Here is a 13,157-nt window from a genome sequence, read left to right on the forward strand (position 1 = left end):
CGCCCTCGCACGCCCGAAGTCCCGCTACACTCCCGCCACCCGGCGAAAGACCAGGTCAGACAGCGAAATCCTGCTGGAGTACTAGCCGGTTCGATCCGGGTCGGATTCAGAGTCCGATCCGGATCGAACCGGTCGGACAGGGAATCGAACAGGGAAATGGAAGAGGCGCTGCACCCCCCTCCGAGTGCAGCGCCTCTCCAGCTTCTGGGTGGTGCTGCATACATGACCTGTGGCCTGAGGGATTGGTTGTAGCCGATCGGCGAATTCTTCGTGTGACGCGCGTCACTTGCCTCGGAAGGTGCCGTTCCCGGGCAGCACAAGGGCCCCGTGGCGCGATTCCGGTCGCGGCACGGGGCCCTGGGTGATCGGCACCGGTGTCGGGGCGGCGGCGGTGCCGGGGGGAACGCGGCGCCCGGGGGTCGCGCCGCGCGGGGTGACGTGGGGTGGAGGGGACGGGGTGGGGTGGGCGTGTTCGTGCTGGACGGATGCCGACCGCATGCGTCTGGACCGGTTGCGGTCGGCCCCGGGCGTCCCCGGGGCCGACCGCCCTTTCTGGGTGACCGGGCTGCTGTCCCCTGCCGTCCGGTCACGCGCGCTGGAGCGAGGTCCCACGACGTACTTGCGGTACGTCACACGCCCCAGCGAAGCCACGCGTGGTTTTTTCGGGCCCGCCCCTGGCTGGCACGGACACCGGGACCAACGAAGGGGTCGGGGAGGCGGTCACGCGCCGTACGGGTGAGAGCGGGCCCGAACTCAGGTCCGTCACCCCGCCCGCGGGAGGCACCCCGCCGGAGAGTCCGCTGGAGGCACCCCCATCGGAGAGTCCGGGAGGGCCAGACCGGAGAGTCCGGGAGAGGGCCAGACCGGAGAGGGGGAGGGGGAGAGGGGCAGACCGGATAGCCGGAGAGGGTCAGATGCGGCCCCGGCAGAGCTCCAGCATCGTCATCGCCAGCGCCGTGCCCGGCTTGCCCAGCGCGTCCCTGTAGTGGCCGAGGACCTCCATCTCGCGCGCGAGGTTCACCCGGCGGCCGCCCGAGCCGATCCGGGCCTCCTGGATCACTGCCGAGACGGCCATCCGTTCCTGGATCAGGCCGATGATCCGGTCGTCGAGCGCGTCGATGCGCTCGCGCGCGTCGCCGATGAGCGTTGCGGCCTCGTCGGTGCGGGCGCCGGTCTTCTCGGTCCGCGTCGCCGCGGTCCGGGTCACTGCGGTCATGGGGGGCTCCTCGTGGTGTCGGGTGAGGCGCCCCGGAGCGGCAGGGCCCGGAAACGACAGAGCGCCCCGTGCCTTGTCGGCCCGGGGCGCCTGGGAAGTCGCTTGTCAGTTGCTCAAGCAGCACGACCATGGCAGCCGGACGGGCCGGTGCCATAGGTAAAGACGAAGGTCGTGAGCTTGCGCATGCGGACAGTATGGACCCCTCCGCCGGGACCGGGACAACCCGGGTTCGGATGGTGAGACGAAAAGCGAGCCCGGCGCGCCGGTAGAATCGACAAATAGCCCCTTGGGGGAACCCCCTCCCTACCGCCGGAAGGCCGCCGTAGTGTCATCAGCGACTCCCGCTGCCGCGCCCGACGTCACCAACCCGGACGTAGTCCTCGTTGTCGACTTCGGCGCCCAGTACGCCCAGCTCATCGCCCGACGCGTCCGTGAGGCGCGGGTCTACAGCGAGATCGTCCCGTCCACCATGCCGGTGGCCGAGATGCTGGCCAAGAAGCCGAAGGCGATCATCCTCTCCGGCGGCCCGTCCTCCGTGTACGCGGAGGGTGCCCCGCGCCTCGACCGTGCGCTCTTCGAGGCCGGTGTCCCGGTCTTCGGCATGTGCTACGGCTTCCAGCTGATGGCGACCACCCTCGGTGGCACCGTCGACAACACGGGCGCCCGCGAGTACGGCCGTACGCCGCTGCACGTCTCCAAGGCCGGATCGACCCTCTTCGAGGGCACCCCGACCGAGCAGTCCGTGTGGATGTCGCACGGCGACGCCTGCTCCGCCGCCCCCGAGGGCTTCGCCGTCACCGCGTCCACGGACGTCGTGCCGGTCGCCGCCTTCGAGAACGACGAGAAGAAGCTCTACGGCGTCCAGTACCACCCCGAGGTGCTGCACTCCACGCACGGCCAGCAGATCCTGGAGCACTTCCTCTACCGGGGCGCCGGCATCGAGCCGACCTGGACCACCGGCAATGTCATCGATGAGCAGGTCGCGGCCATCCGCGAGCAGGTCGGCACCAAGCGCGCCATCTGCGGTCTCTCCGGCGGCGTCGACTCCGCCGTGGCGGCCGCGCTCGTGCAGAAGGCCATCGGCTCGCAGCTCACCTGCGTCTACGTCGACCACGGTCTGATGCGCAAGAACGAGACCGAGCAGGTCGAGAAGGACTTCGTCGCCGCGACCGGCGTCCAGCTGAAGGTCGTCGACGCGCAGGAGCGGTTCCTCTCCGCGCTCGCCGGGGTCTCCGACCCCGAGGAGAAGCGGAAGATCATCGGGCGCGAGTTCATCCGCGTCTTCGAGCAGGCGCAGGCCGAGATCGTCGCCGAGTCGGCGGGCGCCGGCGAGGACGTCGCGTTCCTCGTCCAGGGCACGCTCTACCCGGACATCGTCGAGTCCGGCGGCGGCACCGGCACCGCGAACATCAAGTCCCACCACAACGTGGGCGGCCTCCCCGAGGACCTGGAGTTCGAGCTCGTCGAGCCGCTGCGCCAGCTCTTCAAGGACGAGGTCCGCATGGTCGGCCAGGAGCTGGGCCTGCCGGAGGAGATCGTCCAGCGGCAGCCGTTCCCGGGTCCCGGCCTCGGCATCCGTATCGTCGGCGAGGTCACCAAGGAGCGCCTGGACCTGCTGCGCGAGGCGGACGCCATCGCCCGTGAGGAGCTGACGGCCGCCGGTCTCGACCGCGAGATCTGGCAGTGCCCGGTCGTGCTGCTCGCCGACGTGCGTTCCGTGGGTGTGCAGGGCGACGGCCGGACGTACGGTCACCCGATCGTCCTGCGTCCGGTCTCCTCCGAGGACGCCATGACGGCGGACTGGACCCGCATGCCGTACGACGTCCTGGCGCGGATCTCGACCCGGATCACCAACGAGGTCGCCGATGTGAACCGCGTGGTGCTCGACGTGACGAGCAAGCCGCCGGGCACCATCGAGTGGGAGTAGCACCGCTGGTCGCTCCCGTCCGGGTGTGAACTCCGGTACGTGTGAAACCGCCGCCCCCGTCGTCCGGGGGCGGCGGTTTCGTCGTGTCCGGCGCCTTCGTCGTGTGATCTGTCTGGTCAGTTGTACGGCCCGGCGTTACCTTCCCGCGCATGAGCGAGACACCGGCACCCGTACCCGTCGATCAGCTCCATGTCGCGATGCCGCCCGTCCACGCGACCGTCGACGAGGAGCGGACGTACCGCAAGCGGAGACTCGCGGGCGCGCTCAGACTCTTCGGGCGGTTCGGGTACGAGGAGGGCGTCTCCGGTCATGTGACCGCCCGGGACCCCGAACACGCCGACTGCTTCTGGGTGAACCCCTTCGGCGCGCCTTTCGCCGAGCTGACCGCGAGCGATCTCGTCCTGGTCAACGGGGACGGGCAGGTGGTGTGGGGTGCCGCACCCGTGAACCAGGCGGCCTTCGCCGTCCACGCCCAGGTGCACCGGGCCCGGCCGGACGTCGTCGCCGTCGCGCACAGCCACTCCAGCTACGGGAGGGCGCTGGCCGCGCTCGGTGTCCTGATCGAGCCGATCACCCAGGAGGCCTGCGGCTTCTACCAGGACCACGCGCTCTACGACGCGTACACCGGTGTCGCCGTCGACCCCGAGGAGGGGCGGCGGATCGCCACCGCGCTCGGGCCGTACAAGGCGATCGTGCTCCGCAACCACGGCCTGCTCACCGTCGGGACCTCGGTCGACGCCGCCGCCTGGTGGTTCATCGCCATGGAGCGGTGCGCCCGGGTGCAGCTGACCGCACGGGCCGCGGGGAAGCCCGTGCCGATCGGGCACAAGGACGCGATCGCCACCCGTGAACAGCTCGGCACCGACCTCGCCGCCTGGATCAACTACCAGCCGCTGTGGCGCGGAATCAGCCGCGCCGAGCCCGAACTGCTGTCGTAGAGCACCGCCCTTCACTGTCTTTAACTGTCTTACGTCAATGTGATGACTGTTCAATCACTCTCGCGCGGGGCGCACGGAGCGGGCCGGAGGCTCTTCGGTGCGACACAATTCCCAGTACTCAACGGCCAGTTGACGGACAGATCGGGAAGTGGACACCGTGGCGGTGCAAGAGGCGAGACAGTGCGGTGACCCCGCGGGATGCGCGGAGAGCGGGCGCGCGGGTCACCGGCGCGCGGTAGCCGCCTTCCTCGCCCGGCGGGACGAGCTGGCGGCCGGCCACGGTGTGCCCGTGGCCGTCGCGCATTCGCCGGGCGCCTCACGGCAGTGGGTCTCCGACGCGCTCGCCCAGTCCGCCCGCGCGGTCGCGGCGCGGGGCCACGCGGCGGGCGACGCCTGGCTGCGCCGGGTCCGGTACGCCACGCTCGGCGCCGTCTGGGGCGCGGTGCTCGCCCTGCTCCTCGGACAGGCCCTCACGGCGATCGGCACCGGATGGACGGGGTCGCGTACGGCCGGACTTCTCGCCGCGCTCGTCCTCGCCGCCCCGCTCACCTTCGCCGCACATGCCCACCGGGCGCGCGGCGGCGTTCTCGCCCCACTCATCGGGGAGGACAACCGGCTCTCCACCTCCCGTGCGGTGGCAGCCGGCTGGCTGCTCTTCGCCGTCTACACCGTGCTGTTCCTCGCGCTGCGTCTGGTCACCGGCGCCGACCGGGTCGGTCTCGGCATCGGCCGCGGCGCCGGACTGCTGACCGTCTTCGGGCTGACGGCGGCGGTCGCCGTCGCCGCCCGCCGGATCGTGTGGGCCCGCGTCGTGGGTCAGAGACTGCAGAAGATCCGCGCCGACCGCCCCCGCGCCGCCGATCTGCTCTGCGACGACGACGGCCGGGGCAGCCTCACCGACATCGCCCACGTCCTGGTCTCCGGCGCCGTCCTCGTCCTCGCCGCCGTACGGCTCGGGCGCGACCCCGACCGTCTGCCCGAGGTGCCGTGGTCCCTCGTGCTCCTCGTCGCCGTGGCGGCGGCCGGGCACCTCGCGGTCACGTGTACCGGGGGCGGCCGGCCCGCGATCCTCTCCGTCGTCCGGTCCCGCGAGGCCGGCGACCTGGACGCCGCGATCCGCACCGGTGACGACATCGAGATCCGAGGGACCGGTTTCGTCCCGGCCGGGGCCGCGGGACCGGACCCGCTGACCCGATTGGTCGTGCGTATCGGCTCCGTCCACGCGCACGTTCCCCTGGTCCCCGTCCCCGGCGGCTTCGCCAACCCCACGGACACGGTCCTGACCGTCCCGCTCCCGGTCGACGTGGAGCCGGGGCGGGTCGAGGTGTCGGTGGTGACGGCCTCCGGCGTGGAGACCAACCGGGTCACGATCGACGTCGTCGACTGAACAATCCGCGTGTTCCCCACGTATCCACGGGGAGGGGGTCCGGGGACAATCGATTCCGCGGACAGTGGCGTGGAGAGGCAGGCCGACGATGGAACAGCACGGCAATGGAACGGCAGGGGCGCCCGGGGCTTCCGGCCCCACGGGCCCGGACCGTTCGAACGGTCCGTACGGAACGCCAGGCGGCGGTCACGGCGGTCATGGCGGGCGCGGGGGTCACGGCGGCTCCGGCGGTCCGGGCCGGTCCGGCAGGCTCACCGCGTGGAAGGCCGCCGCCTCGCACTACGCGCTCCTGCCGCTGCGTGTCTTCCTCGGCGTCACCTTCGTGTACGCCGGGCTCGACAAGCTCACTGACTCCGCCTTCATGTCCGACACCGGCACCGGCTCCATCGGCGAGATGATGCGCGGCGTGCGGGACACCTCGGCCATCCCGGCCCTCGTCGACCTGGCGCTCAACAGCCCCGTCGCCTTCGGGTACGCCATCGCCTTCGGTGAACTGGCCGTCGGCATCGGCACCCTGGTCGGCCTCTTCGCCCGGGTGGCCGCGCTCGGCGGGGCGCTGATCTCCCTGAGCCTCTGGCTGACGGTGAGCTGGCAGGTCGACCCGTACTACTACGGGAACGATCTCGCCTATCTCATGTCCTGGCTCCCACTCCTGCTCGCCGGGGCCGCGTACTTCTCGCTCGACGCCGCTCTCGCCGAACGGCGGCGCACCCGGTAGGCCACCCAGGTCGCCAGCGCGGCCAGACCCAGACCGCCGAAGAGCACCGGGATCACCTCGTACCAAGGTGTCTCCCAGGCGTCCGCGGCGTCCCCCGCGTAGAGGACGGCGAGGGCGAGGGCGGTCGCGCCGGCGATCAGGCGGCCCGGTCGGAACTCATGAAGCAGCACGGGTGACCTCCACCTGTCCGAGACCGACCTCCAGCGAGAGGTCGATCGTTCCACCGGGCGTGGTGCCTTTGGCGGGGGGCAGCGTCCGGCGCTCGTCGCGGTCGGGCGCGATGTCGATGTCCTCGGGGCGCTGCTGCGGCAGCTGCAGATCGCCCAGGCCCACCTGCGCCCGCAGCTTCACCGTGACGTTCTTCGGCACGATCACCTCCAGTCTGCCCGCGCCGACCGCGGCCTCCGTGTCGACGGTCGTGTCGGCCGGGACCGCGAGCCGTGACAGATCGAGCGTCCCGACGCCGGTGCCCAGTTCGTACCGGGGCTCCACGGCGGCGACCGACGCCGGTCTCCAGGTCGTACGCGCCCACTCCGTGGAGATCTCCTTCGGCAGCGCGGCCGCCACCGCGAGCAGGCCCGCGGCGACCACGGTCAGGAAGACAGTGCCGAACCCGGTCCGGCCGAGGAAGCTGCTGACCACCAGGCCGAGGCCGAACACCGCCAGCGTGGCGACCAGACCGATCTGCAGGCTCGTACCGAGCGGATGCGTCTCCCAGGACAGCCCCGTGCCGAGGCCGCCCGCGAGCAGCGCGAGGAGGAAGACCAGGCCGCCGATGGAGCGCGGCCCACGCCGGACCGCCGCCGCCTCGGGCCGCCGCCCGTACGCCGGGTCTGCCGAGCCCCACTGGCTGCCGGGCACCGGGATCTCCCCGTTCGGGAGCCGGCCGTCCGGCCCCGTGCCGTGCGGGCCCCAGAGGTAGCCGATGGCGACCTTGCCCGTCGAGCCGTCCTTGACGATGGGGTCCTTCCACCAGGAGGGGAACTCCACGAGCGGCGGCGCCTTCGTCTCCGGCGGAGCCTCCGCGACCGCGGCCGCCGTCGCCGCGTCCATGCGACCCTCGGCCTCGCCCGTGGTGACCTGCGCGCGCCGCTGGGACCAGACCGCCGCGCCGCACACCGCTATCGACAGCATCACCGCGAACGCGAGCGTCCCGCCGTTGCGCAGCATCGACAGCAGGGCGCCGCACCCCACCAGGGCCATCAGCACGGCCACGAGCGCGGCGCCGTCGACCCGGCCCGAGAGCAGCCTGCGGCCCTCGTTCTCCTCCTCGCCCGCGAGCGGGACGAGCAGCCACGCGAAGCCGTAGAAGATCAGCCCCAAGCCGCCGGTCACGGACAGCACACCGATCGCGATGCGGAAGATCACCGGATCGAGGTCGAAGTGCCGGCCGAGGCCACCGCACACACCGGCCACGACCCGGTGCTGCCGCGAGCGGCGCAGGGGCGCGACAGGGGGAGCCTCCGCCGGCGGCGGGGCCTCGTGCGAAGAAGGCGTCGAACTCGTCATGCGTCCATGGTGACGGCCGCCGTCCCGCCGCGGCACCGGGACCGACCCTGGCCCGACCCTGATATTCCGGAGGCGGTCCACCCCGAGAACGTCCCAGGGGTCGCTTCCTAGGGGCGATCTCAGGGGTCGACCCTGATGTACCCGCCCGGCCGCACGTGTGACGATCGGTGCATGCCAGCAGCCGCCCACGTCACCGAGACCGACGAACCGCCCGTACGCAAGCTCTACCGGAGCGCCGACGGCCGGTGGCTCGGCGGTGTCGCGCGTGGCCTCGCGGGACATCTCGGACTGCCCGTGGTGTGGGTCCGCGTCCTGTTCCTGGTCCTGCTCCTCGCGGACGGTCTGGGCACTCTCCTGTACGCGGTGTTCTGGATCGTCGTCCCGCTCGGCGTCGGCGGCCGGAGCACGCCCCGCCCCGTATTCGAGACCACCGCGGACGGCAGACGCCGGCTGCGCAAGCCCGACCGGGGGCAGATCTTCGCCCTGATCGCGCTGGCGATCGGCGCGGCGGTCTTCGCGGGCAACATCGACTGGGGCAACCGGACGGACCGCTATGTCTGGCCCACGCTCCTCATCGGTGTCGGCGTCGTCCTCGTCTGGCGGCAGGCGGACAACGCCCGCCGCGAGAGCTGGACCGAGCCGGGCCGCCGTCGGCGCACGCTTCAGCTCGCCCGCGGCTTCGCGGGAGTCGCCCTCGTCGGCATGGGGCTCACGGTCTTCATGGTGGTCCGGGGCTCCGCGGCCCAGCTGGGCACGGCGCTCACCGCCGCGATAGCCGTGCTCACCGGCATCGCGCTGCTCGCCGGGCCGTGGCTGGTGCGCATGTCGCAGGACCTGTCCGAGGAGCGGACCATGAGGATCCGCGCGCAGGAGCGCGCCGAGGTCGCTGCCCATGTCCACGACTCCGTCCTGCACACGCTCACGCTGATCCAGCGCAACGCGGAGGAGCCGGGCGAGGTGCGCCGACTGGCCCGTGCCCAGGAGCGGGAGCTGAGGAACTGGCTGTACAAGCCGGAGGGCAACGGCAAGGACGAGAGCGAGGAGCCCGAGACGCTCGCCGAGGCTGTGAAGCGGGCCGCCGCCGAGGTGGAGGACAAGCACGGCGTCCCGCTGGAGGTGGTGGTCGTGGGGGACTGCCCGCTCGACGAGAAACTGGCCGCGCAGATGCAGGCCGCGCGTGAGGCGATGGTCAACGCCGCCAAGTACGGTGGCGAGGGAGGGGCGGTGCAGGTCTACGCGGAGGTCGAGGGCCGTACGGTCTTCGTCTCCGTGCGGGACCGCGGCCCCGGCTTCGACCTCGACGCGGTGCCCGACGACCGGATGGGCGTACGAGAATCGATCATCGGCCGGATGCAGCGCAACGGCGGTTCGGCCCGGCTTCGGTCCGTACCGGGCGGCGGCACCGAAGTGGAGCTTGAGATGGAGAGGGCGGACGGATGAGCGACCAGACCGGGACCGGGACGACGGCGGCGCCGACCACGGAACGTCGGGTGCGGGTCGTGCTCGTCGACGACCACCGGATGTTCCGTACGGGGGTGCAGGCCGAGATCGGCCGGACCGACGTCACTGGCGTCGAGGTGGTCGGGGAGGCCGCCGACGTCGACCAGGCGGTCACGGTGATCACCGCGACCCGCCCCGAGGTCGTCCTGCTCGACGTGCACCTGCCGGGCGGTGGCGGCGTGGAGGTGCTGCGCCGCTGCACGAGCCTGATGACGGCGCCCGAGAACCCGGTGCGCTTTCTGGCCCTCTCGGTGTCGGACGCCGCGGAGGACGTGATCGGGGTGATCCGGGGCGGCGCCCGGGGATATGTCACCAAGACGATCACGGGCACCGACCTGGTCGACTCGATCTTCCGTGTCCAGGAGGGCGACGCCGTGTTCTCGCCCCGGCTCGCGGGGTTCGTGCTCGACGCGTTCGCCTCCACCGACGCCCCGCCGGTGGACGAGGACCTCGACCGGCTCACCCAGCGCGAGCGTGAGGTCCTGCGGCTGATCGCCCGGGGATACGCGTACAAGGAGATCGCCAAACAGCTCTACATCTCGGTGAAGACGGTCGAGTCGCATGTCTCCGCGGTGCTGCGCAAGCTCCAGCTGTCCAACCGGCACGAGCTGACCCGCTGGGCGACGGCCCGCCGACTGGTCTGAGCCCCGAGCGGGCCGAAGGGCCTCACACGACGGAGAGCGTCATGAGACGCGGGCGTCACGGGACGGGGGCCACGAGCACGGGTGTCACGAGGCATGGGCGTCACGGGACGGGGGCCACGAGGCACGGGCGTCAGGAGGCGCGGGCGTCGTGAGGCACGGGCGTCATGAGACGCGGGTCGCCCCCGCGAAGGGCATCTCGTCGATCGGCGCGACCCGCACCGGCGCGCCCGGCCGGGGCGCGTGGATCATCTGGCCGCCGCCGATGTAGAGCCCGACATGGCTGATCCCGGAATAGAAGAACACCAGGTCGCCCGGGGCCAGTTCGGAGCGCGAGACCCGCTGCCCCGCGTTGATCTGCGTGTACGTCGTCCGGGGCAGCGCCACCCCGGCCGAGCGCCAGGCGGCCTGGGTCAGCCCCGAGCAGTCGTAGGCCGACGGCCCCGTCGCGCCCCACACGTACGGCTTGCCGAGCTGGTCACGGGCGAAGGAGATCGCCTGCGCGGCACGGCTGCTTGGCGCCGTCACCGGACCGCGGATCCCCGAGGCGCGGTCGGCCCGGCTCCCTGGCGTACCCGTGGAGGAGCCGTCGGTGTCACCCCGCCCCGCCCCGGACGCCGCCGCCTCGTACCGCGCCCGCTCCTCGGCGGTCAGCCGGGCCAGCAGCGAGCGCGCCTCGTCGAGCTTGCCCCGCACGGCCGCCTTCTGGCGTCGCAGATCGGCCTCGTGCCCGCGCAGCTGCGTCAGCCGTTCGTCCGACTCGGCCTTCAGCTGCCTGATCCCGGCCAGCTCGCGCCGTACCGAGGTGACGGTCGCCGCCTGCCGCTGGCCGGCCTTCTCGGCAAGCGCGGCGCGCTCCAGGTACTGCTCCGGGTCGGAGGTGAGCGCGAGCTGCACGGCGGGGTCGAGGCCCCCGGAACGGTACTGCGCGGCGGCGACGGAACCGAGCCCGTCGCGTGCGGTGTTGAGCCGGGCCGTCCTCCGCGCGGCCTCGTCCCGCAGCCGGTCGAGGGCGTCCCGCGCCGCGTCCGCCTTCTCCTTCGCGCCGTTGTACTTCTCGGTGGCCACCTCGGCCTCCTGGTACAGCCGGTCGACCTTCGCCTTGACCTGCGCCGGGGTGAGCCGGGGTTCGGCGTGCCCGGAGCCCTCGAAGACGGTCGCCGTGGCCGCGGAGGCGAGGGCGAGCGTGGCGGCGGTCCGTGCCGCCTGGCCACCGAGGGGGGAGTTCCTGGGCTTCCGGTGCGCTGCCACGAGGGCGGGTCACATCCTCTCCCTGTGGGGGTCGTTGCCCACCGGGTCCGGCGATGGACCGCACAGGGGAGACGGCCCATCGCCGGATTCTCGGCGGGGGCGGCCGGCTCCGCCGGAAGACCGACGGTGGTGGGGAGCCGGCCACCTGGGGGAGGACGCTAAACCTGCCCGTCACGCGGCGGCGGGGCCTTGATCGCTATTGGCGCCAGTTGTCCCTTCGGGACCGTTCCCCTCCGGCTGCGGCGACGGGTGGGCGCCGCATTCCGGCGCGGGCGTGACCGAAGAGCCGGACAAGCTGGACCCGGCCGAACGGGGGTGCTATGTGCCCGGTTAGGCTCCGCCCCATGGACGTACTCATCAATGTCTTCGTCGCCCTGCACATCATCGGAATCGCCTCGCTGCTCGGCGGGTTCCTCACCCAGATGAAGGCGATGGGCGCGGGTACGGCCCGCTTCACGCCCGCCATGCTCCACGGCGCGCTCACCATGCTGGTGACCGGCATCGCTCTGGTCGGCCTCAATCAGGCGGACGACCAGAGCGTCAACAACGTGAAGATCGGCATCAAGATGGCGGTGCTCGTCGTCATCCTCGCCCTCGTGTACGTGAAGCGAGACGACGAGCTGGGCGCGACGGTCGACAGGGGCCTCTTCGCCGCTGTCGGCGGCCTGACGATCGCGAACATCTTCATCGCGACCCTCTGGACCTGACGGATCCGGCGACGCAGGCCATGCGGAACGGCCCCACGTCTGACGGATCCGGCGCAGGCCTGGCGGAACGGGCGCACGCCTGACGGAACGGGCGCAGGCCGGGGGCAGGAGCCGGCTCAGGCCGGGCGGACGCTGCCGTAGATCGGCATGTAGTAGATCGACTCCTCGCGGACGTTCGCGCCCGGTTTCGGCGCGTGGATCATCTTGCCGCCGCCGATGTAGAGACCGACGTGGCTGATGTCGTCGTAGAAGAAGACGAGGTCCCCGGGGAGCAGATCGTCCGTCGCGACCCGGGTGCCCACCTCCACCTGGTCCCAGGTGGTACGGGGCAGGTCGACGCCCGCGGCCCGCCAGGCGGCCTGGGTGAGCCCCGAGCAGTCGTACGAGCTGGGGCCGGTCGCGCCCCACACGTACGGCTTGCCGATCTGGGCACGGGCGAAGGCCAGCGCCTTCTCCGCCTTCGCCGCGTACGTCGAGTCGGCCGATCCACCGGTCGATCCGCCGGGCGTCGGCGCGGTCGGCTGCTGCTCCTTCGCCGCCTCCGCCTGCCGGCGCCGCTCGGCCTCCTCCGCCTCGGCCCTGGCCGCGGCCTCCGCCTCGGCCCGCGCCTCCGCCTTGCGCCGCGCCTCCGCCTCCCGCTTGCGCTCCAGCTCCGCGAGCCGCGCCTTCTCCTCGGCCGTCAGCCGGGCCAGCAGCGTCCGGGCCTCGCCCAGCTTCCGCTGGACGGTCTGCTTGGTCGTACGGAGCGTCGCCTGCGACTCGGTCAGGGTCTCCAGGCTCTTCGTCGCCTTCGCGCGCTGCTTCGCCGCGGCGACCCGCTTGCTCTCGTACTCCGACACCGCGCTGCGCTCGCGCTCGGTGAGCCGGTCCATGAGGTGGGTCTGGTCGAAGTACGACTGCGGGCTGTCCGCGAAGATCAGCGCGGCGGTCGGGCCGACGGCCCCCGCCCGGTACTGCGCCGCCGCGTACGAGCCGAGTGCCCGCCGTGACTCGTTGATCTCGTCCGTCCGCCGGGCCACGTCGTCCAGGAGCCCGTCGACCTTGCGACGCTGCTGGTCGGTGGCCTCCTTGGCCCGGTTGTACTCCTGCGTCGCCGTGCCCGCCTGCCGGTACAGGTCGTCGACCTTCTTCTGGATCTCCTCCACCGTCGGCTTGGCCGGTGCGGCGGGCGTGGCCTGGGCACTCTGCGTGGTCAGCAGCGTGACCCCGGCGAGAGCCGCCGTCGTGACCCCGACGGCGGGGGAGTGCGATCGGGTGGTGCGCGGCTTGCGATGGGACGCCAAGACCGGCATCTCCTTCCGTGGCCGCCGAGGGGAACGACCGGCGTCAACTGCCGCAGGGCAGGGCCGGCTTCGGCGTGAGC

At 72.2% G+C, this 13,157-nt stretch carries 11 protein-coding genes; 7 read left to right on the forward strand and 4 right to left on the reverse strand.

Annotated features, from left to right (window positions below):
- Window positions 1–910: 910 nt before the first annotated feature.
- Complete coding sequence (locus tag ACFUJR_RS26270) at window positions 911–1,216, reverse strand: chorismate mutase (protein ID WP_383172340.1); 306 nt, start codon at window positions 1,214–1,216, stop codon at window positions 911–913.
- A gap of 325 nt (window positions 1,217–1,541) precedes the next feature.
- Between ACFUJR_RS26270 and guaA the strand changes: the two genes are divergently transcribed.
- The 4 genes from guaA to ACFUJR_RS26290 all read left to right on the forward strand — a co-directional run bounded on the left by guaA (window position 1,542) and on the right by ACFUJR_RS26290 (window position 6,186).
- Entirely contained in the window at window positions 1,542–3,143 is a 1,602-nt protein-coding gene (guaA, locus tag ACFUJR_RS26275) for a glutamine-hydrolyzing GMP synthase (RefSeq protein ID WP_383172338.1), read from the forward strand.
- 149 nt (window positions 3,144–3,292) lie between these two features.
- Window positions 3,293–4,081, forward strand: coding sequence for a class II aldolase/adducin family protein (locus ACFUJR_RS26280; protein WP_383172336.1), 789 nt, complete (start codon window positions 3,293–3,295; stop codon window positions 4,079–4,081).
- A gap of 157 nt (window positions 4,082–4,238) precedes the next feature.
- Window positions 4,239–5,468 (forward strand): hypothetical protein, encoded by a 1,230-nt coding sequence (locus ACFUJR_RS26285; protein WP_383172334.1) that lies wholly within the window; start codon window positions 4,239–4,241, stop codon window positions 5,466–5,468.
- An 88-nt stretch (window positions 5,469–5,556) separates the two neighbouring features.
- The gene (locus ACFUJR_RS26290; RefSeq protein WP_383172332.1) at window positions 5,557–6,186 is read left to right on the forward strand and encodes a DoxX family protein; all 630 of its coding nucleotides are present in this window, start codon (window positions 5,557–5,559) and stop codon (window positions 6,184–6,186) included.
- A gap of 156 nt (window positions 6,187–6,342) precedes the next feature.
- On the opposite strand, the gene ACFUJR_RS26295 is transcribed toward ACFUJR_RS26290, so the two are convergent.
- Window positions 6,343–7,695, reverse strand: a complete 1,353-nt coding sequence (locus tag ACFUJR_RS26295) for a PspC domain-containing protein (protein WP_383172330.1) — start codon at window positions 7,693–7,695, stop codon at window positions 6,343–6,345.
- Window positions 7,696–7,866: 171 nt separating this feature from the next.
- On the opposite strand from ACFUJR_RS26295, the gene ACFUJR_RS26300 reads away from it, so the two are divergent.
- The gene (locus ACFUJR_RS26300; protein ID WP_383172328.1) at window positions 7,867–9,135 is read left to right on the forward strand and encodes a PspC domain-containing protein; all 1,269 of its coding nucleotides are present in this window, start codon (window positions 7,867–7,869) and stop codon (window positions 9,133–9,135) included.
- Entirely contained in the window at window positions 9,132–9,839 is a 708-nt protein-coding gene (locus ACFUJR_RS26305) for a LuxR C-terminal-related transcriptional regulator (RefSeq protein ID WP_383172327.1), read from the forward strand. Before ACFUJR_RS26300 ends, ACFUJR_RS26305 begins: the two co-directional genes overlap by 4 nt.
- A 162-nt stretch (window positions 9,840–10,001) precedes the next feature.
- On the opposite strand, the gene ACFUJR_RS26310 is transcribed toward ACFUJR_RS26305, so the two are convergent.
- Entirely contained in the window at window positions 10,002–11,087 is a 1,086-nt protein-coding gene (locus tag ACFUJR_RS26310; RefSeq protein WP_383172325.1) for an NlpC/P60 family protein, read from the reverse strand.
- 344 nt (window positions 11,088–11,431) lie between these two features.
- Between ACFUJR_RS26310 and ACFUJR_RS26315 the strand changes: the two genes are divergently transcribed.
- Window positions 11,432–11,794 (forward strand): hypothetical protein, encoded by a 363-nt coding sequence (locus ACFUJR_RS26315; RefSeq protein ID WP_383172324.1) that lies wholly within the window; start codon window positions 11,432–11,434, stop codon window positions 11,792–11,794.
- A 116-nt stretch (window positions 11,795–11,910) separates the two neighbouring features.
- Here the strand turns inward: ACFUJR_RS26315 and ACFUJR_RS26320 are convergent, their stop codons facing one another.
- Window positions 11,911–13,086 (reverse strand): NlpC/P60 family protein, encoded by a 1,176-nt coding sequence (locus ACFUJR_RS26320; protein WP_383172322.1) that lies wholly within the window; start codon window positions 13,084–13,086, stop codon window positions 11,911–11,913.
- Between the last annotated feature and the right edge of the window lie 71 nt (window positions 13,087–13,157).

Origin of the sequence: Streptomyces sp. NPDC057271 (assembly GCF_042668715.1) — a bacterium.
Taxonomy (GTDB): domain Bacteria; phylum Actinomycetota; class Actinomycetes; order Streptomycetales; family Streptomycetaceae; genus Streptomyces.